This is a genomic window from Gluconobacter sp. OJA (assembly GCF_039638325.1).
GTDB classification, from domain to species: domain Bacteria; phylum Pseudomonadota; class Alphaproteobacteria; order Acetobacterales; family Acetobacteraceae; genus Gluconobacter; species Gluconobacter cerinus.
In genome coordinates this window covers 85,643-107,408 of sequence record NZ_JBDIWI010000004.1, presented here as the reverse complement: position 1 = coordinate 107,408, position 21,766 = coordinate 85,643, and the positions used below count along the sequence as shown (strand labels likewise).

15 protein-coding genes and 3 pseudogenes are annotated in these 21,766 nt (G+C 57.9%); 10 read left to right on the top strand and 8 right to left on the bottom strand.

The window, feature by feature from the left end; all coding sequences use genetic code 11:
• Positions 1 to 88 precede the first annotated feature (88 nt).
• Positions 89 to 577, bottom strand: coding sequence for an IS5 family transposase (locus ABDK75_RS15655; protein WP_346006360.1), 489 nt, complete (start codon positions 575 to 577; stop codon positions 89 to 91).
• A gap of 166 nt (positions 578 to 743) precedes the next feature.
• On the opposite strand from ABDK75_RS15655, the gene ABDK75_RS15650 reads away from it, so the two are divergent.
• Together ABDK75_RS15650 and ABDK75_RS15645 are read left to right on the top strand one after the other, a co-directional pair.
• A complete protein-coding gene (locus tag ABDK75_RS15650) occupies positions 744 to 1,640 on the top strand; it encodes a LysR family transcriptional regulator (protein ID WP_062105610.1) in 897 nt (298 codons plus the stop codon).
• A gap of 93 nt (positions 1,641 to 1,733) precedes the next feature.
• A complete protein-coding gene (locus ABDK75_RS15645; protein ID WP_062105609.1) occupies positions 1,734 to 3,542 on the top strand; it encodes an FUSC family protein in 1,809 nt (602 codons plus the stop codon).
• Positions 3,543 to 3,682: 140 nt separating this feature from the next.
• Here ABDK75_RS15645 and ABDK75_RS15640 read toward each other — a convergent pair whose 3' ends face one another.
• The gene (locus tag ABDK75_RS15640; RefSeq protein ID WP_035979553.1) at positions 3,683 to 4,462 is read right to left on the bottom strand and encodes a DUF4019 domain-containing protein; all 780 of its coding nucleotides are present in this window, start codon (positions 4,460 to 4,462) and stop codon (positions 3,683 to 3,685) included.
• Entirely contained in the window at positions 4,459 to 5,043 is a 585-nt protein-coding gene (locus ABDK75_RS15635; protein WP_010516174.1) for a recombinase family protein, read from the bottom strand. The genes ABDK75_RS15640 and ABDK75_RS15635 overlap by 4 nt, the downstream gene beginning before the upstream one ends.
• 139 nt (positions 5,044 to 5,182) lie before the next feature.
• Here ABDK75_RS15635 and ABDK75_RS15630 point away from each other — a divergent pair, with 139 nt between their 5' ends.
• Entirely contained in the window at positions 5,183 to 8,158 is a 2,976-nt protein-coding gene (locus ABDK75_RS15630) for a Tn3 family transposase (protein ID WP_408874444.1), read from the top strand.
• Positions 8,159 to 8,199: 41 nt separating this feature from the next.
• On the opposite strand, the pseudogene ABDK75_RS15625 reads toward ABDK75_RS15630, so the two are convergent.
• Positions 8,200 to 8,421 (bottom strand): annotated as a pseudogene (locus ABDK75_RS15625) (cation transporter); the annotation flags it as partial.
• A gap of 50 nt (positions 8,422 to 8,471) precedes the next feature.
• A complete protein-coding gene (locus tag ABDK75_RS15620; protein WP_010666084.1) occupies positions 8,472 to 8,915 on the bottom strand; it encodes a helix-turn-helix domain-containing protein in 444 nt (147 codons plus the stop codon).
• 75 nt (positions 8,916 to 8,990) lie between these two features.
• On the opposite strand from ABDK75_RS15620, the gene ABDK75_RS15615 reads away from it, so the two are divergent.
• The 4 genes from ABDK75_RS15615 to ABDK75_RS15600 are packed head-to-tail and all read left to right on the top strand — an operon-like array spanning position 8,991 to position 16,662.
• A complete protein-coding gene (locus tag ABDK75_RS15615) occupies positions 8,991 to 11,150 on the top strand; it encodes a heavy metal translocating P-type ATPase (protein WP_346006359.1) in 2,160 nt (719 codons plus the stop codon).
• Positions 11,151 to 11,210: 60 nt separating this feature from the next.
• On the top strand, positions 11,211 to 12,443 hold the full coding sequence (locus ABDK75_RS15610; RefSeq protein ID WP_346006358.1) for a TolC family protein: 1,233 nt from the start codon (positions 11,211 to 11,213) through the stop codon (positions 12,441 to 12,443).
• Entirely contained in the window at positions 12,440 to 13,603 is a 1,164-nt protein-coding gene (locus ABDK75_RS15605; RefSeq protein WP_031241571.1) for an efflux RND transporter periplasmic adaptor subunit, read from the top strand. Before ABDK75_RS15610 ends, ABDK75_RS15605 begins: the two co-directional genes overlap by 4 nt.
• 2 nt (positions 13,604 to 13,605) lie before the next feature.
• Entirely contained in the window at positions 13,606 to 16,662 is a 3,057-nt protein-coding gene (locus ABDK75_RS15600) for an efflux RND transporter permease subunit (RefSeq protein ID WP_122048740.1), read from the top strand.
• A 377-nt stretch (positions 16,663 to 17,039) separates the two neighbouring features.
• On the opposite strand, the gene ABDK75_RS15595 is transcribed toward ABDK75_RS15600, so the two are convergent.
• Positions 17,040 to 17,654 carry a recombinase family protein gene (locus tag ABDK75_RS15595; RefSeq protein ID WP_010512305.1) on the bottom strand — a complete coding sequence of 205 codons (615 nt, stop codon included), beginning with the start codon at positions 17,652 to 17,654 and terminating at the stop codon, positions 17,040 to 17,042.
• 125 nt (positions 17,655 to 17,779) lie between these two features.
• Between ABDK75_RS15595 and ABDK75_RS15590 the strand changes: the two are divergent.
• The 3 genes and pseudogenes from ABDK75_RS15590 to ABDK75_RS15580 all read left to right on the top strand — a co-directional run.
• Positions 17,780 to 18,370 (top strand): annotated as a pseudogene (locus ABDK75_RS15590) (DUF4158 domain-containing protein); the annotation flags it as partial.
• Positions 18,371 to 18,378: 8 nt separating this feature from the next.
• Positions 18,379 to 18,600, top strand: a pseudogene (locus ABDK75_RS15585) (chromosome partitioning protein ParB); the annotation flags it as partial.
• Positions 18,548 to 18,778 carry a hypothetical protein gene (locus ABDK75_RS15580; RefSeq protein ID WP_346006400.1) on the top strand — a complete coding sequence of 77 codons (231 nt, stop codon included), beginning with the start codon at positions 18,548 to 18,550 and terminating at the stop codon, positions 18,776 to 18,778. The pseudogene ABDK75_RS15585 and the gene ABDK75_RS15580, both read left to right, overlap by 53 nt.
• Before the next feature lie 19 nt (positions 18,779 to 18,797).
• Here the strand turns inward: ABDK75_RS15580 and ABDK75_RS15575 are convergent, their stop codons facing one another.
• Positions 18,798 to 20,267 (bottom strand): catalase, encoded by a 1,470-nt coding sequence (locus tag ABDK75_RS15575; RefSeq protein WP_408874446.1) that lies wholly within the window; start codon positions 20,265 to 20,267, stop codon positions 18,798 to 18,800.
• A 55-nt stretch (positions 20,268 to 20,322) separates the two neighbouring features.
• Positions 20,323 to 21,756 (bottom strand): coniferyl aldehyde dehydrogenase, encoded by a 1,434-nt coding sequence (locus tag ABDK75_RS15570; RefSeq protein WP_346006398.1) that lies wholly within the window; start codon positions 21,754 to 21,756, stop codon positions 20,323 to 20,325.
• Positions 21,757 to 21,766 lie beyond the last annotated feature (10 nt).

The window sequence follows — 21,766 nt, the reverse complement described above, 5'->3', positions numbered from 1 at the left end:
GATCTGCTCAAAACGCAGAGCGAAAGTCACCCCGGAAACCGTCAATCTGCACGCCACAACCCTGAAATCAGGAGCCAGACGCCGCCAATCAACGGTTTTTCGATCCCTCCAGCTTCTGTTGTTCTGTAATCCGAGACCTGGCCGCCTGTGAGGACAAAGCCAAGCGGACGTCCCTGATTGTCGCATCGGGCGTGGATTTTGCTCGTAAAGCCGCCGCGTGACCGACCAAAAGCTTCCGCATGAGCCCCTTTTTTGCCCCAGCGGCCTGCGAATGGGCACGGACTACGGTGCTGTCGAGCATATGCTTCCAGTCATCGGTCAGCCCCAGCTCTACCAGGGTTTGCAGTAAGGCATCCCACACGCCCTGTTCGGCCCAACGGCGAAACCAGACATAAACGGAGTTCCACTTGCCGTAGCGTTCATGCATGTCACGCCAGAGACAGCCGGTCCGCAGAACATGCAGCATGCCATTGAGAGCGAGGCGGTTGTCTCTGGCTGGACGGGCCCAACGTCCACGCTCAGGCGGCAGAAGCGGGCCAATCACCGCCCATTCCTGATCCGTCAGATCGCCACGCATCCACAGGCCTCCGCAACGACCAACGTTGAATCACGTCCAGGCCAGTCTGAGAGGACCTTTTGTCAACAGAACCAAAACCTTCTGTAACTTCAACGATTTCTAGGATTTTTCTTACCGGGCGAGATAGAGTGCCGGAATCAAGAAAACTATTCCATCGCAGGATGTAATGTTCATTCGACAACTCACCTATCTGATTGCGCTTGACAAATTTCGTCACTACTCACGGGCAGCGGAACATTGTGGCGTCTCCCAACCTGCTTTGTCCATGGCAATTCGCCAGCTTGAAGACGAGCTTGGACTCCCTATTGTACGGCGTAATCGCCGTGTTTTTGGTTTGACGGAGGAAGGCCAACGGGTTCTTGTCTGGGCCAGGCAAACTGTCGCAGCCTTGGACGGTCTGCGACAGGAAGCGTCATTCTCCCAAGCTGTAGCGGGGGGCACGTTGTCTGTGAGTGTCATGCCACCAGCACTACAGATTACACCATTGTTGATTGAGCGTCTGCGCGCGTTTATCCCCTCACTTCGCGTTGAAGTGTCTGTCGCACCGAACGCGAAAATTATTCACGATCTCAAAGAGCGACGCATCCAGATGGGGTTGGTATATCTTGACCAGGTGCCGCAGACCGACGTGTTTGAAACGCATGAACTCTATTCTGAACAGCATTTTTTTGTTACGTCTGAAAAGGTTCAGGCTTCGCGTCGAGATGCTTATGACTGGTCCGACGTCGGAAAACAGCCGCTCTGTCTCTTGGGGAAAGAGATGCGGAGTCGTCAGATTGTGGATCAGTGCTTCAAGAACATTGGTGTCGAACCAACGGTTTTTCTGGAAACGAACTCTTTGGAACTCCTTTATGCTGAACTTCTTTCTGGTCGATCAGCGGGAATTCTGCCTCTTGGTGCGCTACCGACCGATCGTTCTCGTCTGAACATCATGCGTATGAAACAATGTCCAGCATTTGGAGTGGGGATTGTACGTCTGGCGCAACCGGTCCAGACGGCTCTTATGATAAAAAGTTGGGAATTGGCTTGTGACTTATGTCTGGGCGACACGCTTGAGTCATAAGCAATACTTATGATGAAATCAAAACAAAGACTTTGATCTTTTTCGTCTCCACGTCTCTGTGCTTTTCCAGATGAAAGGAAAAGTATTACCGTTATGGAAAAAGGAGGAAGTCCTCAGGCCATAAACCGAAAGATCGAGTTGACGTGGCTTCTGACGCCGTCTCTTGCTAATCTGGGTTTTGCAGTTCGTACCTCGGTGGCAGCTATTCTTTCGCTCTTTATTGCAATCTGGTTGCAGCTTGGCAGTCCTCAATGGGCACCTCTGACCGTCTGGGTGGTTGCTACCGCATCACGCGGAGAGTCACTTTCCAAAGCCCGCTGGCGACTGATTGGAACCGGTATTGGCTGCTTCATGGGGGTCGGTCTTATGGCCTGCTTTCCTCAGCAGTCAGGATTGTTTTTCATTTCTCTGGCTTTCTGGATCGGACTCTGTTGTGGAAGTGCGACATTCTTCAATGGGTATCGGCGCTATGGTCTGCTAGTCGTCGGGTTTACGTCCGCAATTGTTGCAACGGGTGCCATTGAAAACCCCGATAATGTTTTTGATGTCGCGATATCACGCGGCACCTACATTGTGTTGGGTAATGTGTGCGAAGCCGTTATGGCGGCTCTGTTTCTGAACAATATTTCCCAAAAAGCACGTGTACGACTTCTGGAAAAACTCTCTGGTCTCACGAACGATATTGAGACCTACATATTGACTGAAGGCTTTTATAAAACCGATCTTGAGGACGAAACCCGGTTTTTGCAGAAGGTGGTGGCATCTGATACCCGAATAGAATTTGATGCTCTTGAAATGGGGCCTGCCGCACGGCGGGCACCAGATCATGCCCGGGCTGTACTCGCACACTTGCTAACCGTTCTGGTAAGTGCGCGAGGGGGCGAAGGACAAAAAAAGCTAGAGCGGAATATAGAGGTCATAAGATCGCATATTCAAGCTATAGAGGTTCCTCGAACGCAGGATCATTTTACGTTTAAAGCCAGACCTCCACGCCATTTAGCTGAAGCCCTTCAAAACGGGATACGTGCTGCTATAGGGATTATTGGAGCATGGCTGTTGTGGGAAGTCACCGCTTGGTCTTCCGGGCCTGCATTTGTATCTTTTGTGGCTCTGATTTACGGCCTTCTTGCAACGCGGGACGTACCGGTTCTTGCGTCTGGCGGTTTTTTTCAGGGCGCAGTCTGGTGTACTGTGGTCGCCGGATTGTATGTATTCCTGATCATTCCGTCAGTGACGGCGCCCGAATATCTCACGGTCCTGCTTATGATTCCTATGATTATTGGTGGATTAGCTGCGCGCACCCCATTTCTTGTGAATCATGCATTCTCCTTCAATATGTTTTTGCCTGTTTTGATTGGTCCCTCTAATTCGGGTCGTTATGACGAGATTTCCTTTCTGAACGGGACGAGCGCGTTTTTGGGCGCCGTTCTGTTTGTATGGATCACTTTCGGCGTAGTGCTTCCATTTCGGGCCGATCAGCGGCTAAAACGTAGGACTTTCCAAATGGAGCGAAGCTTGCGTGCTCTGGGAATATCCAAACCGCGTTTATCTGTGGAACAATGGCTTGCTTCCAATGCGAACAGTATGGTCCGCTTGATTGAGACATCTCAAAATGTGCCGCATAAGGTATTACTGGATTATATAGACAGACACATGCAGATCATGGTTCTGGGTATGTGGATTACTGAATTATGGGCAATTGCGACCACGAAACAGACTCCACAGCCTATCAGAAATCGGCTGCGCGTTGTCTTGCGATCATGGTCTCGCACCGGTGACACTGATCTCACGAAGGCTGCTTTTGTTTTAAGAAACCTCGAAAGAACCTCTCAGGTCTCGGAGGAGCTACTGACTGCCTTGCGTGGCCTCTCGAAGGCGCCTGTAAGGAAATTGAACCCGTAAATCTGACAACTAGAGGCCATCGTGTGGAAAGTACGCTAAACAACGTTTAGCATGAACAGTAGAAGAACGTCTGGGTAGCGTGATCTTGCCTGAGGGCAAGCCGCTGTTTCTTTGTTGAACAACGGCAAGCAGCACGGAAGTTAGCGGATGAAATATCCGCTAACGCGCCAATATGCCTGTTCACGCGAAAGTACGACGGTTTCAACCGCGTTGGGTTTGTTAGCGAAACGCGTCTGGAACTGAATGATCTGATAGTCACCCGCTGGCGCGCCCGGCAGCGTTTTTGTCTGCATCACGCTTTGGAAAGTGCGTGATGACGGGCGTCCCAACGGTTGTCGTACAGACTGGATCGTAGTGGCCCACTGCGCCGGGGTGATCTTTGCCTTGAACAGTGTGCCTGCGGCTTGCCAGCTTGCATCCCACTGCCCTTCATCAAGCAATTCGACCCATTTGCGGGCATCGGCCGATGCCTTTGTTTCGGCAGGACGGGCAATGCTTGTCGAAATATTCTGGGCGGAAACCCGGGCGTCGTCCTGCCCGCTGATGGTCAAAAGCGCTGCGGCCGCAATGATAAGAGACATGATAAGCATTCCTCCGGTAAGCCACGCCAGGCGATGCCCCGACGATCGCGGCGGTGCTGGCTCTTTGGCTCTATCCACCGAAGAAGTTGCTTCGGCACCCCCAATTTCTTTGGGGCCGACATTATTTGGGGTGCCCCCATCCATCTCGGCGAGACGTCGGGCAGCTTCACGGCTGCTCGAAACGCCCAGCTTGCGCCGCGCATCGCGTAGGCGGTCATTTATTGTGTGCACCGACAGACCAAGCGTATTGGCGATGGATTTCGCGTCATGGCCGACCAGAAGCAGACGTAGAGCTTCTTTCTCGCGCGCGCTGAGAACCACTTGATCGTCTGTTGTCATGATACAGCCGATGGTGTCGGCCGCGCGACGCCAAGACGCTTCATCTCGCGATAGACAGTCGATCGCCCGATCCCGAGCTGACGCGCCGCTTCAGTCGGCGACACGCTCGCCGCGATAAGTTTTAGCGCCGCGCTGATCTTGTCGTTGTCGAGCGGCTGCCGCCCCGGCAGCCTGCCCTTTGCTCTCGCCGCTGCAATCCCGTCGCGTGTACGTTCTGAGATCAGTCGCCGCTCAAAATGCGCAATGGCGCCGAAGACGTGGAAGATCAGCTCTCCGGCTGCGGAGGAAGTGTCGATTTTCTCCTCCAGGCTGAGCAACGCTATTCCGCGTGAGCGGAGCATGGTCACCGTTGTCAGCAACTCTCCCAGTGAACGACCGAGGCGGTCGAGCCGCACAACCGCAAGCGTATCGCCCTTGCGTGCGTATTCCAGCAGCTCGTCCAGTCCTGGTCGCTCCATGCTCTTGCCCGACATCACATCGGTGAACACACGGATCGTACCGGCTTCTTCCAATCGCATACGCTGCCCGGCCACATCCTGATCACCGGTACTGACACGCGCGTATCCCAGAATGCCGCCCATGGCACCGTCTCCCAAACGACCGTTCTGTGGACACTGAGTGAATGACCATTCCGGATCGACAATATCCGTCCACATAATGCGTCTCTTTACTCTCCGCTGTCCATAGCCGAGACTGACCTTTTGTGGACGGAATAACAGCGTGACCAGGCTCAAACATCACCTGCTGACAGCCCAGGAACGAGATCAGATGCTCGCCATCCCGACAAACCGGGACAGTCTGGTCCGCCTTTACACTTTCGAGCCATCGGATCTGGATATCATCGGTTCCCGGCGCAGGCGACGCACCCAGATGGGCGTTGCGGTGCAACTGGCGTTACTCAGGCACCCGGGAACAACACTGGCTCAGTTTGTGCAGGATGTCGGATCGACGCCATCCGCGTTGGTCGCCTTCGTGGCAGACCAACTTGAGCTTTCCGGCAGCGACCTCGCCGATTACGCCGCGCGGGAGCAGACGATGACCGATCATGCCCGCGATCTGATGACGATCCTTGGCCTGCGCGCGCCCCAGAGAGCCGATATCCCGTTCATGATCGAGGCTGCGGCAAACGCAGCCTGGGCCACGGACAGCGGCATCGTAATCGTCCGGGCCGTGATGGACGCGCTACGCCATGCCAAAATCGCACTCCCTTCGATTTCAACCATCGAACGCGCCAGCATTGCGGGACGGGCGCGGGCCCGACGGAAGACCGCGCAGGCGTTAACGCAGGGCCTCACAGGCGATCAGGTCACGGCGCTGGATCGGCTTTTCGCCACAACGCCTGAAGGGAGCATCAGCCAACTTGCCTCGCTCAAGACCATACCGGTTGCCGTCAAGCCGGATCACATCAAGCGCATTCTGGAATTGTTGAGACAGGTTCGACAGATCGGCATTGATCCCGTCGTCGCCAAGCGCATTCACATCGACCGTTTTCACCAATACGTCCGGGAAGGCCGGATATCTCCGGCCTCGATGATCGAGCGCTACACGCCATCACGCCGTTACGCCACGCTCGTCGCTTTCCTGATCGATGCTGAGGAACGCCTAACGGACAGCGCCCTGGACATGGCTGACAAGCTGGTCGGCAGCATCTTTACCCGGGCACGGAACACAAAGGCCCGCAGCTTTTCGGCAACGTCGAAGAACGTCGCACGCCTGATGCGCCTGTTTCAGGCGACCATCGATGCCTTGGCCGAGGCGGCCAGCGACGGCAGAGATCCCATGGAAACTCTGGATGCCACGGTCGGATGGGCGACCCTGTTGAAAGCAAGGTCAGAGGTTGGGGCGATCGCCAGGACTGCCGACCTCGATCCTCTGACAGCCGCTGCGGAGCGTTATATTACCCTTCGAAAATTCGCGCCCGATCTGCTGGAAACGCTGGAATTCCAGGCAGGAAGAGGAGGCGCCAAGACCCTGGCTGCGATCACGTTGTTGCGGAACCTCAACAGAGCAGGCAAGCGCGATTTACCTGGCGACGCACCGATGCCGTTTCGCAAGGAATGGCAGAAGATCGTTATCGATCTGGATGACAAGCCCAACCGGCGTCTGTGGGAAATCGCGACGCTCGCGCATTTGCGCAACAAGCTGCGTTCCGGTGATGTGTGGATCGAGCGGTCGGCCAATTATCGTCGCTTCGACAGCTACATGCTCAGTACGGAGCAGGCAAAACCGTTCATTGCCGAACTTGACCTTCCCCTGTCGGCGGATGAATGGCTGGATCAGCGCGCTCGCGAATTGGATAAACGCCTGAAGAAGTTTGCGCAAAGCCTGAAACGCGACGCTTTGCAAGGCGTACGATTCCGAGACGGGCACCTCCAGATATCGCCGATACGCGCAACAACGCCTCCCAAGGCGGAAGACCTGGCGCAACAGCTCAACGCCCTGATGCCGCCAATCCGCATCACGGAGCTGCTGCACGAGGTGGCGCAGGCCACCGGTTTTTTGAACGCCTTTACCAACCTGCGCACGGGCGAAGCCTGCCCCCACGAGAACGCGTTGCTTGCTGCCATTCTGGCGGACGCTACCAATCTGGGGCTGTCACGCATGGCTGCCGCGAGTCACGGCGTTACCCGTGATCAGCTCTTCTGGACCCACGACGCTTACGTCCGCGACGAAAATTACCGCAAGGCGCTGGCTATCCTCATCGACTCTCACCATCGTCTGCCATTTTCCCGCATCTGGGGTGAGGGTTCGAGTTCAAGCTCCGATGGACAGTTCTTTCGCGGGGCCAAGCGCGGTGCCTCAGGCGGAGACGTCAATGCCCGCTATGGCGTCGACCATGGGTTCAGCTTTTACACGCATGTGTCTGATCAGCGCGCCCCATACCATGTGAAGGTCATCTCGGCTGCGACACACGAAGCGCCATACGTGCTCGACGGCCTGACCAATCATGGAACGGGGCTTAAAATCACCGAGCATTATACCGACACGGGTGGTGCCACCGACCATGTCTTCGCGCTCTGCGCCCTGTTGGGTTTTCGCTTTTGCCCACGCCTGCGCGACTTTCCGGATAGACGCCTGGCGTCCATCGCACCGGCCAGTTCCTATGCCTCCATCAGCCCGCTGCTTGGCAAAACCATCTGCACCGACATCATTCGGGAACAATGGGAGGACGTGCTGCGGCTTGTCGGATCAATCAAGGCCGGGCATGTCGCGCCCTCCAGGATGTTGCGCAAGCTTGCTGCCTATGAGCGCCAGAATCGGCTCGACGTCGCACTCCAGGAAATCGGCAAGATCGAGCGCACTCTGTTCATGCTCGACTGGCTCGAAACCCCTGATCTGCGGCAGAGATGTCAGGCAGGGCTCAACAACAGCGAGCAGCGGCATGTGCTGACCCAGGCAATCCATACCTTCCGCCAGGGACGGATCATCGACCGCAGCCATGAAGCCCAGCAATACCGGGCGTCGGGCCTCAATCTCGTCATCGCGGCGATCGTCTACTGGAATACAGTCTATCTGCAAACCGCCGTCACACATCTGCGCTCAACATCGGCGGTCGTCCCGGAGGACCTGCTGGCGCATACTTCCCCGGTGGGATGGGAGCACATCGCCTTTTCCGGAGACTTCCTCTGGGACAAAGCCGCAGCTTCTGCGGGCCGCAAGACGCTCAATCTGTCGAAACAGGCTCGTGCCGCCTGATCGTTCCTTTATTGTTCATGCCAAACGTTGTTTAGCGTACCATCCACACGATGGCCTCCATAGGGATGGTTTGCGTCTGCGGGTTGTGCGCTGACCCACAGGGCGATAAGCGCGCCGACGGCGGCCGCTACATTGACGATTGTTTCCAGCGCATCCGAGTAAAGCGCGATGCTGCCCGTCATCCAGTAGGCGGCAAGCTTCAGGGCCAGAACGACCAGACTGACGGCAAGTGTGCCCCATGCGGTCTTTATGGTGCGGTTCATGGGGACTACTCCTGCATGCTGCGACCCGTTTGCGATACTCGATGATTTGTTTACGACGCTTTGCACCCTGCCTCCGTGCCGAGATGTTCTGACGTGCATAAAGAATGATCGCTCAGGACCTGAATGATCCGACAGGTCCCGATTGTGTTGCATGAACACTGATCCAACATGCGTTGCAATTCGCCCTGGAGAGCCGTCAGGCGGGCAATACGGTTCCTGACCTCGATCAATTGGCGTTTTGCTATCTCATATGCGGCCATACAGTTTTGATTGGGATCGTCAGCAAGATCTAGTAATTCACGGATTTCATCTAGTGAAAATCCAAGTTCCCGCGCATGGCGAATAAAACTCAGGCGCTCTTTTGCTTCCTCTCCATAGACACGCTGCCCTCCTTCACTTCGGTCGGGCTCCTCAAGGATGCCGATCTGCTCGTAATAGCGGATGGTCGGCACCTTGACGCCAGTTGACCCGGATAATTTTCCGATACTGAACATAAAAGCCCCCTTGAACCTCTAGCGACTAGAGGAAGTAGATAACGGATTCGCTGCTGGGTGAACAGGAGAATCCGGATGCCGGACAGGCGCGAGTGGGATGTCACGGGCATGGACTGTGCTGCTTGTGTCAGCAAGGTGAAGGGCGCGCTTGGTCAAATCGCAGGCGTCCAGAATGTAGAGATTTCCCTGGTGTCTCAGAAACTGCGACTGACCATGGATGAGAATGCGATTTCCGTGACCAAAGTCGAAGAGATGGTCAGGAGCCTGGGATATGGTATCCGGCGCCTCAATCCTGCCACTGTAGCTGACATTGTATTTGCTCAGGATGCGACGAATGACGCCGGCGCGCCTGATACGCCCTGGTATAAAACCGGAAAGGGACGACTTGTTGTCACGACCGGTATTTTGTTGGTGCTGGCCTGGGGTATCAGCCTGATCGCACCAAACGAGATGAAACCCTGGCCATTTGTCGGGGCCTGCCTGGTAGGGCTTTTTCCGGTTGCCCGCCGCGCCTTAGCCTCGCTCCGGGTTGCTCAGCCGTTTTCCATCGAAGCCCTGATGATGATCGCGGCGATCGGTGCGCTATTTATCGGCGCGGCCCAGGAGGCTGCACTCGTCGTCTTCCTCTTCGCGGTCGGGGAACTCCTTGAGGGCGTTGCCGTCAGTCATGCCCGTGATGGTATCCGCGCGCTCGGAGCGTTGGTACCGAAAATCGCCTTGCGCGAAGACACTGCCGGTATCCGGGAGGTTCCTGCTGTCGAACTCCGACTAGGCGATGTGGTCCTGGTCCGGCCGGGAGACCGCATTCCGGCGGATGGAGAGATTATTTCCGGCGTAAGTGGCATTGATGAAAGTCCGGTCACTGGTGAGAGCGTGCCAGTGTCGCGTGGGCCGACGGATGCCGTCTTCGCCGGCTCGGTCAACACGGAAGCTGCGTTGCGGGTTCGCGTGACCCGCACTGCGGCGGACAACACCATCTCCCGCATCATCCATCTTGTAGAGCAGGCCGAGGAGGCACGCGCACCGACTCAACGGTTCATCGACCGCTTCAGCCGTTGGTACATGCCGACGATCGTCGTGCTTTCGGCGGTCGTCGTATGCCTTCCCCCACTGGCGTTTGCTCAGGCTTGGTCGGTCTGGGTTTATCGCGGGTTGTCCCTTCTGCTGATTGGTTGCCCCTGCGCGCTCGTCATATCGGTTCCCGCAGCCATAGCGTCCGCGCTGGCCCTGGGGGCACATAACGGGCTGCTCATCAAGGGAGGAGCGGTCATCGAGGCCACTGCGCGGGTGAAGACAGTCGCACTCGACAAGACTGGAACCCTCACACTGGGACGGCCTGACGTCACCGACATCATCGTGCTGGACAGCTTGCCCGAAACTCAGGTTCTTGCTGTCGCCGCCGCCGTTGAAGGCGCGTCCAGCCATCCATTGGCCCAGGCTATCCTGCGCCGAGCCCAGAGTAACGGGCCGGGTATCGACATTCCCCTTGCACAGGAGAGCAGGGCAATTCCCGGAAGAGGGGTGACAGGCCGCATTGACGGAATGGATTTCACGATCTCCAGCCCCCTTCAGGCGGTACGCGACGGCGCGTTGTCAGCTACTGACACCGCACGTGCCACCGAACTTGAGGCGGAAGGAAAAACCGTTGCCGTCTTGTATGGTGACAAGGCACTCGCGTTGATTGCCCTCCGTGACGAGCCGCGCGCGGACGCGGCAGAAGCCATGCGCCAGTTACGCAACCTCGGTATTACGCCGGTCATCCTGACGGGCGACAATAGCCGGACAGCCGCCGCGATCGCCTCAATGCTGGGGGCGCATTACAAGGCCGAACTGCTGCCGGAGCAGAAGTTGGCCGAAATACGGGCTCTGGCCGCGCAGGGCGGTGTTATGATGGTCGGAGATGGCATCAACGACGCGCCTGCACTCAAACAGGCAACTGTCGGGGTCGCAATCGGCTCGGGGACCGATGTTGCCCTGGAGGCAGCCGACGCCGCCATCCTGCGGAACAGAGTCTCCGATATTCCAGCGCTGATCCGCCTCGCCCGTTCGACCATGCGAAATGTTCGTCAAAATGTCTCGATCGCTCTTGGGCTGAAAGGAGTGTTCCTGATTGCCACCATCGCGGGGCTGACAGGGCTCTGGATCGCCATTGCGGCCGATACCGGGGCAACCGTTCTCGTCACCCTCAACGCGCTGAGGCTGCTGCGCTCCCGCAGCCTCGATGCAACATCGTAAAATATTATGAGAATTTTCAGTCGAATGTCCGTGTGTTGTGTTCGGTGTCGGTGGAAATCTGTGGCGGCGAGCCTCGCAATGGCTTTGGTGTCGGGTGGCGTGGCCACAGCCGACGATACGACAGCGATTCCCGCCACCTTGCATGATGTCATCGCAGCAGCATGGACGAATGATCCTGCCCAGAATGATCTCGCGACTCAGGAAGCTGGGGCAAAGAAACGCCAGCGTGCCGCGAAATCCTGGTTCGCAGGTGGGCCATCGGTCGATGCTCAATATTATGACGACAGACCCAGCGGCCGTAACTATGCGTACCGCACGACACAGGTGGGTCTCTCCGTTCCTCTCTGGCTGCCAGGACAAGGAACGGCAACTGAGCATGTGGCTGAAGCCGATGCACAGGCCGCTGTAGTACAGAAGGATGTCGCCCATATGGCGGTGGCCATTCGTGCCACGGATGCCATCGGGGCTGTCCTGCTCGCCGAGCGACGGCGATCTGCCATGGATTCCACACTGGCTGCGTTGCGACGCATGGCCAGGGCCGTGCGGGCATCGAGCCATGCAGGAGAAAGCACATCGGCGGAACAGCAGGCGGTGGATGCGCGGATCGCTCTTTCGGAAAGCGATCGCAATGCCATCGACGAGGAAGTCGAGGCCGGCCAGGCCAATCTGGATATTCTGACCGGCCATCCGACGAAAGCCGGTCTGTCGGAAATCGACACGCACTGGCCGCTATTCCTGCGAGCGACCGCGCGGCCATGGAGCGAGGCGAACGACCCGCGCGTGCGTGCGGCTCACCAGAGCGTCACGGTCGCCACGGAACAGGATCATCTTGCCGCTCACAGTTATATGCCCAATCCGGAAATCGGCGTCGGCGTGATCAATCAGGGCCAGTACGGTTCGCCATGGGACACGCAGGTTGGGGTCAGTCTCAGGATGCCGATCCCAAGTGACGTCACATCGGTTCCCGTGAGAACGGCCGCTCAGAGTGCGCTTTCCACCGCCATCCGGCAGGAGATCGCCACCCAGAGGACCGTCAGGGCCGAGATGGCGCGCGTCCAGGCACATCTGAAAAACACATCGGCCTCGATCGTCAGTACGGCTCAGGCCGCGCACGAGATGCTTGCGCGCGCGGACGCCATGGAGCGGTCGTGGCGATCCGGTGAAACATCACTCATAGAGGCGCTTCGTGCCCGCATGGATGCCTATAACGCCCTGCTGACCTTCAGCCAGGCCGAAATCGATCATCGCATTGCGATCGTCAGAACTGTTATCGCCTTGGGGTACATACCATGAGATCGACCTGTATCCTCGTTGTCGCAGCCCTATTCGTGGCTTTACCTCACCTGGCTTTGGCGGAAGAAACAGAGGGGTGGCAGCAGACCGTGACCATGGATGCAGAAGCCCGGCAGGCCGAGGGTCTTGAAACCGTCAAGGTTAAAAAAGGCTCCGTAAGACCCCGAATTCAGGCGATGGCGAGTGTAACGGAGAACATCGCGCGTTCCGTGTCCATACGGCCGGCAGGCGATGGCAAAGTCCGCGCGGTCTACGTCCTGCCCGGCCAGCAAGTCACCGTCGGCCAGACGCTCGTCTCCTATATTGATCACTCATTGCATGTCGTCGATCTCCAGCTTGCCCAGGCGAAAGCTAGTCTGGCCAGCGCCCAGGCCAACCTCGCTGATACTGCACTGGCGTACCGTCGTGGTAAGTCATTGGCCGGGGCCACAGTCTCCGCGGGCGAAGTGTCGCGTCGCCTTGCCGTGATGCACGAGGCGCAGAACGCTGTCCACTTTCAGGACGCTGCGGTCAAAACCCTGACCCATCGTCTTGAGGAAGAATTCACCTCGCCAACGGAACGGATCGTGGACTTCGAAAATTCGGTCCTGATCGCGCCGGTTGATGGCATGGTCGAACAGGTCGGTACGGCTGTCGATAATGATATTTCGCCCACAGACGTCGTAATCAGGATTACGAGTCTGGAAACCGTATGGGTCGTGGCTAACGTCCGCCCCGAAGATGCATCAGACATTTCAATTGGCACTGAGATGACGTTCATGCCCGTGGGAGCCGATCCCGCGCAAGCCGCGATGGCAAAGGTTCAGACCATTGAAGGTACTGCCGATCCCGAAACTGGGCTGGTGAAGGTTGTCGCGACATTTTCGGATCCGCGTCGGAGATTCCGGCCCGGCACCCAGCTCAATGCCTGGCTTCCTGCGCAGGAGCAGGCCAGCGGTCTGATCGTGCCGTCCGCCGCCCCGCAGAATGTCGACGGGCATATGGTGGTGTACCGGCAGACCGGCGCCGATACGTTTCAACCTGTTCCCGTTCGTGTGCTCCTCGAAGGGCCAGAGCAGAGCGTGGTGTCCGGAGATCTCAAGCCTGATGACACTATCGTCGCAAAGGGGAGCTTTACGCTCAAGGCGATGGCGCTTCTGTCCGGTCTCGATGGAGACTGAAAATGCTCTTTGAATTCTTCCAGAAGCAACGCTTTTTTGTTTTCGGTCTGATTTTTGCCCTCCTGATAACCGGACTGGCCTGTGTCGAAGGGCTTCCTGTCGAGCCTGTTCCCGACATTTCACCCCGCCAGGTCATGGTGACGGTTACTGCTCCCGGGCTTGCGACCGAGGAAGTCGAAAAGTTGATTACCTTTCCGGTCGAGACCAGTCTGACTGCTCTTCCGGGTCTCATTGATTTGCGCTCGGTATCAAGGACGGGTGTATCTGCGGTCTATCTACAATTCGACGATGCGACAGACATCGACTTGGACCGCGCACGTGTCGCCGAACGTCTGCCGGCCGCTCGTGAGAGTGTCGCCGTTCCGGGTGTCAGCGTTCAGATGGGGCCGCGGACGACCGGCATGGGCGAGATCATGCAGTTCCAGATCCGCGGACCTGGCTATTCGCTCATGGACCTCAACCGCATCATGCACTGGACGGTCGCGCCTGAACTGAGACTTCTAGCGGGCGTGGCCGAGGTCAATATCAATGGTGGCGCGGAACAGACCTTTCAGGTCACGCTCGACCCGCTTCGGCTGCGTACCTACGGAGTCACGGTGACAGACGTCTATCAGGCAGTTGACCGTAATAACGCCTCGGCTGGTGGTGGCTGGATTGCCCACCAGGCCGAGCAGCAGGTGATTGTTGGCCGTGCCCTGGTCGGCGACCTGAATGATTTCGGTCTGATCCCGGTCAGAATCGGCCGGAACGGGCATGTCATCCGGGTCCAGGACGTGGGGAGTATCGCACTGGGTCCGCGGACGCGCCTCGGCGCGGCGACCCGGGACGGAAACGGAGAGATCGTCCAGGGCGCGGTAATGATGCAGGACGGAGCAAGCTCGAATGCCGTTCTTGCAAATATCCGCAAAGCACTTCCTGGTATCCAGAAGTTGTTGCCAGCCGGCGTGACGCTTGACCCCTACTATATGCGCTCGACGCTAACGGGAGAAACCATTTCCACCGTCAAGGAAAATCTCCTGATCGGCGCGGCTCTGGTGCTTGTCGTTCTTATCGTGGTTCTGGGTGACTGGCGCGCGTCGCTGGTCATTGCCTCCGCCATCCCCGCCGCGCTGTTGTCAGCCTTCATCGGCATGAGGGTTTTCGGGGTCTCGGCCAACCTGCTGAGCCTCGGCGCAATTGATTTCGGTATGATTGTCGACAGCTCTCTCGTTGTCGTCGAGCACTTCATGACGTTGAGGGAGGCTGAAGGCACAAAGCGTTCCATGCGGGACACAGCTATTGAAGCGGCGAAGTCTGTCGTCAGGCCGGTGACATTTTCGATTTTCGTGATCACTATGGTCTACCTGCCGATCCTCACTCTGGAAGATATCGAGGGCAAGATGTTCCGCCCCATGGCGCAGACCGTCGCCATGGCGTTGCTGGCATCACTGATTTACTGCTTCATTTGCATCCCCGTCCTTGCAGCAGTACTCCTGCGTGATCCGAAGTCTCACCAGGAGACGAGGTTCGTGCAGTTTGTGCGACGCTATTACGAGCCGATGCTGGCCTGGAGCGAAAAGCATAGCAGGACAGTGATCATCGTCACGATCTCTGTGTTCCTCGTTTCGGTTGGCCTGGCCACGCGGTTGGGTGGGGAGTTTATACCGACGCTGGAAGAAGGCTCCCTGACGACAACGGTCACGCGCTGGCCGAGCGCCTCACTGCCTACCGTCATTGATGAAATCGGGAAACAGGAACGAATCATCCGTTCGTTCCCTGAAGTTCAGACGGTGGTAACAAATATTGGCACACCGGCTGTTCCGACAGATCCTATGGGCCCCAACGAGTCAGACAGTTTCATCATTCTGAAGCCCCTCTCGCAGTGGAAGACCGGGCGGACCCAGGATCAGTTGGTTCAGGCGATGGCCGACACCCTCAAGGCGAAGCTCCCCAGTGCCAATTACGAATGGTCACAGCCGATCCAGATGCGAATGGATGAATTGCTCTCAGGTGTTCGCACTCAAATAGCTATCTCCGTTTATGGCGATGACTTGGAGGAACTGGCGAAACTGGCCGATGAAGTGACCTCAGCCGTGGCGGCGGTTCCGGGGGCTGCGGATGTTGCCCCACAGGGCGACGGAACAGTGCCCTTCATGCATATCGACATCAATCGGGATGCCGCAGCCAGACGTGGGGTGGCCGTGTCCGACGCTCTTGCCCAGATCACGGCTATCGGTGGATTGATCGGAAAACCTGTTGTTGTGGGCAACGCGATCATACCAACTCAGATCCGCCTTGATCCGACTTCGACCCTGTCAGTTTCGATGATCGGAAATCTGCCCGTGCGCAGGTTGGACGGACAAGGGTGGGTCTTGCTGTCGGATATTGCGAAACTACAGGTGATAGACGGCCCTTCCCGGATTGATCGGGACCGTATTCATAGGCGCGTCATTGTTCAGGCCAATGTCCGGGGGCGGGACGTCAGTTCCTTTGTCGCAGCGGCGCAAAAAGCGGTTGCGGAGAAGGTCAGACTCCCGTCAGGCTATCGTCTTGAATGGGCCGGACAGTTCGAGAACCTGAAATCGGCAATGCAACGTCTGGGTCTGGTTCTACCCATCGCTCTCTTGTTGATATTTGCGCTCCTGATTGCAGCATTAGGATCATTCAGGGCGGCCTCCCTGGTATTCATCAATCTCCCTATAGCAGCGACGGGAGGAATTTTCGCACTGACCTTGCGTGGGTTGCCGTTTAGTATTGCTGCCAGCATCGGTTTCATTGCGCTGTTTGGTGTGGCCATTCTCAATGGCGTCGTTCTTGTAAGTCAGATCCGCGCGCTTCAGGAAGCCGGCATTGATGCGGCAACGGCGGCATTCGAGGCAGCACGCGCCCGATTCCGGCCTGTCATCGCGACCGCAAGCGTCGCTAGTCTGGGCTTCTTCCCGATGGCGTTTTCGGGAAGCATGGGCGCGGAGGTCGAGCGGCCGCTTGCGACTGTTGTGATTGGAGGTCTTGTGACATCGACCCTGCTCACTTTGCTTGTTCTACCAACCCTTTATGCTAGCCTGTTTCGGAAGCGCTGAATTCAGAGGACATACGAGCCTTTTGTGACTACTTCATTTCACCGTTGCCGCCAACCATGGCGTTTGCATCCCACACTAACCTTCCTGTGCGGTGGATGTCGGTCGGTTAGGATGCGGCCGATCATCAGGAATTTCAAAGTCTGTACACTCGTTCGATTCACGAAGAAGACCTAGAAGTGCATCAGGAACGGGCTCATTGATAATGCTACCAAACCGCGCACGAAAATGCTGTTTTATCCAGAATTTGACGATCTGGTCCTCAGACTCGATGTCCATCTCCGAATACCTTCCATGACCGATCAGTGAATTAAGTCACGGTCCTGCGGCCCCAACGTCATGAGGTGATCCAGGGGTCGTTTGCGGGAGGGGGCGAAATCCTACGCTAAGCTGAGAACGCGCTTCCCATAATCCCTGAGCTCGCCCTTCGGTCCGACATATCTGTATAGAGTGACGCGCTCGATCCCGAGTTCCTTGCACAGATCGGAAACAGACGTGTCGCGCTGCGCCATGGCGGCCTGGGCGAGACGCACCTGTGCTTTGGTCAGGGCGAATTTTCGCCCTCCCTTTCGTCCGCGCGCTCTGGCTGCGGCAAGGCCAGCCATGGTGCGCTCGCGGATCAGATCCCGCTCGAACTCGGCCAGAGTGGCAAAGATACCGAACACCATGCGGCCGGATGCGGTCGTGGTGTCGATCTGAGCGCCTTTTCCGGTCAGCACACGCAGGCCGATCCTGCGGTCTGACAGATCCTTCACGGTGTTGACCAGGTGGGCGAGCGAGCGCCCGAGGCGATCGAGTTTCCAGACCACCAGCACATCGCCGTCGCGCAAGGATTTGAGGCATGCAGCTAAGCCGGGCCGATCATCGCGGCTACCGGATGCACGATCATCATAAATATTACCTGGCTCGATACCGGCGGCACGCAGGGCGTCGTGCTGGAGGTCGAGGGATTGGGAACCATCGGCTTTGGAGACGCGGGCATATCCGATCAGCATGTTTCTTAAACGTTGGTTTGAAGCGGTGACGAACATGAGCACATAAGCTTGCACTATTGTGTATCTTAACCAGCATCGCAATCAAACTATCTCAAACCTTACCTTGGAAAGAATAAGGAGCATGTATGCCGCGTCGCGTGACCCTGACCGATCGACAGCGCGAGGCGCTGTTTCACTTACCGGTCGATCAAGGTGATCTGCTGCGGCACTATACCCTTAGCGATGAGGATCTCGGGCATATCCGCCAGCGCCGGCGCGCCCACAACCGTTTCGGCTTCGCGCTGCAACTGTGCGTCCTGCGCTACCCGGGCCGGGTACTCACCCCTGGCGAGCTGATCCCGGCACAGGTATCGGATTTCATCGCGGCCCAGCTCGGGCTGAGCCGTGACGATCTACTCCTCTATGCCGCGCGCGAGGAGACCCGGCATGAGCATCTGGCGGACCTACGCCGGATCTACGGCTATCGCTCCTTTTCGGGGCGGGGCGCACGGGATTTGCGCGATTGGATCGCTCGGGAAGCCGAGGCGGCGACATCGAATGAGGATCTTGCCCGTCGCTTCGTTGCAGAGTGTCGCCGCACCCGCACAATCCTTCCCGGTTTCTCAACGATTGAGCGCCTTTGTGCCGATGCACTGGTCAAGGCCGAACGCAGGATCGAAGATCGTATCGCCCATCGCATAACACCAGCCCTGAGCGAGAATTTGGCTCATCTGTTAGAGAATACGCCCGTATTCTCGAAGCCGTGCGTGAGGCGCGGGGAACTGAGGCAGCCGAGCGTATCGCACATCTGAAAAAGAACGACATGGCGCAGGCGGCCGAAAGGCTGTTTGAAGGCACCGGCTGGCTACCGGAGGCTCTGCGGACGAAAGGACTGTCTGCGCAGATGAAAACTGATGAAGTCCCTGATTACTCAGCAGACGGGCCTGCCGCGGTCGCTGCGGAATAGCATTTCCCTGAATGAAAATGGCGGCTTCCGGTCTCCGGGAGCCGCTTTTTTTCATGCTGTCATGCTACTCGGCAGTGCTTCTGCTTCCGCCCTCATTCCCGACGTGGAGTCTCCCAAGCAGATGACCGTAGCGCGGATATCTGCGGGGTTGTTTCTTCAGGCCGAATTTATGACGTAGGGATGAACGCCAAACAATCTTAATCTCCTGCTCGTTCGGCGAGCACACCTTCCTTTACCCGTGCTCCGATCGTCGCGTCGATTTTCGACCAGTATTCGAAGACCCTCGACAAAACAGGCTCTTCGACGCTTTGCAACACATGCCCGACGATATTGTTCACCAGACGGTCACGCGCTGCGTCGTCCATGACGCGGTTGATCAGGGTGTTGGCCTGACTGAAATCGTTATCGTCCGTACGTAGCGTGTAGGCCGCACGCACGAAGTCGCCGTCTGCTGCCCAGACGGCGTTTTCCGGGAAGCGCTGCGGGTTGGCCGTCGGGCCGCCCTTGGAATTGGGGACGTAGGCAGGATCATGGGCTTCGCGTATCCGCATGGCGCCCCCTTTCGTGTAGCCATGAACCGGACATTTCGGCGCGTTGACCGGAATCTGCTTGTAATTCACCCCGAGCCGCGCCCGATGTGCATCCGCATAGGCGAACGAACGCCCCAGCAGCATCTTGTCGGGTGACAGTCCGGTTCCCGGCACGAAATTGTTCGGCTCGAATGCGACCTGCTCGATCTGGGAGTGGAAATCCGTCGGGTTCCGGTCGAGCGTCAGCTTGCCGACCTCAATCAGCGGATATTCGCCCTGCGGCCAGACCTTGGTCAGATCGAACGGGTTGATGTGATAGGTCTTCGCGTCCTCATACGGCATGATCTGCATCTTGAGCGTCCAGCTCGGATGCTCGCCACGTTTGATCGCCGTATAGAGATCGCGCCGGTGATAATCGGCATCCGCGCCCGCAAGCTGACCTGCCTGCTCCTGCGTCAGGCACTTGATGCCCTGATCGGTCTTGAAGTGATACTTCACCCAGAACCGCTCGCCAGCCGCATTCACCCATAGGTAGGTGTGGCTGGAGAAGCCATCCATATGACGCCAGCTTGCCGGGATGCCACGGTCGCCCATCAGCCATGTCACCTGATGCGCGGTCTCCGGGCTCAGTGTCCAGAAATCCCACTGCATGTCGTTGTCGCGCAGGCCGTTATCCACACGGCGCTTCTGCGAATGGATGAAATGCTGGAATTTCAGCGGATCGCGCACGAAGAAGACCGGCGTGTTATTGCCGACCATGTCGAAATTGCCGTCCTCCGTATAGAATTTCAGGGCAAATCCACGCGGATCGCGCCACGTATCCGGGCTTCCGGCCTCTCCCGCCACGGTCGAGAAGCGCGCGACGACCTCCGTCCTCGCGCCCGGTTGCAGGAATTTGGCGCAGGTATACCGGCTGACATCGTGGGTGACTTCGAACCGACCGAACGCGCCGCTGCCTTTGGCATGGGGCTGACGGTCGGGGATCATCTCACGATTGAATGCCGCTATCTGCTCGATCAGGTAGTGATCGTGCAGCAGGATCGGGCCATCGGCACCGACAGTCAGCGAATGCTCGTCGCTGGAGACGGGAATGCCGGACTCCGTCGTATGATATGCTGTTGTCTGCTCAGTCGTCATGACAGTTTCCTTCGAACGGTTATTCTGAATGTGAATCCGCGCTGACATTCTGTTTCTAAGCGTGTCGGCGCGATTTTCCGAGCGTCGCGCGCAGGGCAATATCCGCCAGACGTCCGAACGGTGCACGCAGCAGGGCGGGTAGGTTCCAGCGGCTCTGGATGAACACGCCCCTGGCATGGCTCATGGTACGAAACCCCTCGATGCCATGATAGGCGCCCATGCCGCTGGCGCCGATGCCACCGAACGGCAGATCGTCCTGAGCGACGTGTATCATCGTGTTGTTGATGCCGACATTCCCCGACGTCGTCCGGGCCAGCAGCCTGGCGCAGTCGGCATCGCGCGCACCGAAATAATACAGCGCCAGCGGGCGTGGGCGCGCGTTGATGAAATCGATCGCGTCGTCCATCGTGCGGTACGTCCGGACCGGCAGGATAGGACCGAAAATCTCCTCCTTCATCACCGCAAGATCGTCCTCAGCGCCGATAACAAGCGTGGGCGTGAGGGTCCGTTTCCGGGCAGCGTCAGGCCGGGCACCCACCTCGATCACCCGGGCCCCCCGTTGCCGCGCCTCGTCGATCAGCCCCGTCAGGCGCGTGTAATGGTGGTCGTTGACGATGGACGAATAATCGGCACTGGTCGGACCATCGGGATAGGACCGGGTCACCGCGCGATCCCAGGAGGTGATGAACGCCTCCAGATCGTTTTCATGCACCAGCGCATAATCGGGGGCCACGCAGGTCTGCCCGGCATTGGACAGTTTGCCGAACACGATGCTGTTCATCGCATTGTCGCTGACATGACCGCGCGCAACGACGACCGGGCTTTTGCCACCCAGTTCGAGCGTCACGGGAACAAGATTTTCGCTCGCGGCCGCCATGATGTGCCGGCCGACCGAGGTGCTGCCGGTGAACAGGAGATGGTCGAAGGGCAGTCGGCTGAAGGCTGCGCCCACATCCGGACCGCCCAGCACGACAGCAACTTTCTCGTCGCCAAATGCCTCGGCCAGCATCATCCGGATCAACGCGCTGGTCCGCGGCGTCGTCTCCGATGGCTTGATCATGACGCGGTTCCCGGCGGCGATGGCCGTTGCCAGCGGGATCATGACCAGTGAAAACGGATAGTTCCACGGGGCCATCACGCCGATCACACCCTTCGGCTGATACGTGACATGCGCGCGGCCGCCCTGATAGATCAGGCTCACATGCCGCTTCTCCGTCCGCATGAAGCGATGGAGGTTGCGGGTCAGGTAGTCGATGGCCTGCACGACGCCGACCAGTTCCATCAGGTCGGTCTCATGGCGCGACCTGTGCCCGAAATCGGCGTCGATCGCCTGTTCGATCGCGCAGCGGTGCTCCAGCACGATGGCGCGCAACCGTCGGAGGTCGCGCCGACGCTCCGTGCGTGTGGGTGGTCCGTCACGCAGGAAGGCAGCCCGTTGCCGATGAAGTGTCTCCGTCATCGCGGCCAAAGGATCGGTGTCTTTCAACATGGCTGTCACG

Coding starts and splice junctions, on each gene's coding strand:
- ABDK75_RS15595 (WP_010512305.1), bottom strand. CDS start 17,654: ATGCTGATCGGATATGCCCGCGTCTCCAAAGCCGATGGTTCCCAATCC.
- ABDK75_RS15640 (WP_035979553.1), bottom strand. CDS start 4,462: ATGACAACAGACGATCAAGTGGTTCTCAGCGCGCGCGAGAAAGAAGCT.
- ABDK75_RS15655 (WP_346006360.1), bottom strand. CDS start 577: ATGCGTGGCGATCTGACGGATCAGGAATGGGCGGTGATTGGCCCGCTT.
- ABDK75_RS15635 (WP_010516174.1), bottom strand. CDS start 5,043: ATGGGCGGCATTCTGGGATACGCGCGTGTCAGTACCGGTGATCAGGAT.
- ABDK75_RS15575 (WP_408874446.1), bottom strand. CDS start 20,267: ATGACGACTGAGCAGACAACAGCATATCATACGACGGAGTCCGGCATT.
- ABDK75_RS15645 (WP_062105609.1), top strand. CDS start 1,734: ATGGAAAAAGGAGGAAGTCCTCAGGCCATAAACCGAAAGATCGAGTTG.
- ABDK75_RS15600 (WP_122048740.1), top strand. CDS start 13,606: ATGCTCTTTGAATTCTTCCAGAAGCAACGCTTTTTTGTTTTCGGTCTG.
- ABDK75_RS15605 (WP_031241571.1), top strand. CDS start 12,440: ATGAGATCGACCTGTATCCTCGTTGTCGCAGCCCTATTCGTGGCTTTA.
- ABDK75_RS15650 (WP_062105610.1), top strand. CDS start 744: ATGTTCATTCGACAACTCACCTATCTGATTGCGCTTGACAAATTTCGT.
- ABDK75_RS15620 (WP_010666084.1), bottom strand. CDS start 8,915: ATGTTCAGTATCGGAAAATTATCCGGGTCAACTGGCGTCAAGGTGCCG.
- ABDK75_RS15615 (WP_346006359.1), top strand. CDS start 8,991: ATGCCGGACAGGCGCGAGTGGGATGTCACGGGCATGGACTGTGCTGCT.
- ABDK75_RS15580 (WP_346006400.1), top strand. CDS start 18,548: ATGAAGTCCCTGATTACTCAGCAGACGGGCCTGCCGCGGTCGCTGCGG.
- ABDK75_RS15570 (WP_346006398.1), bottom strand. CDS start 21,756: ATGTTGAAAGACACCGATCCTTTGGCCGCGATGACGGAGACACTTCAT.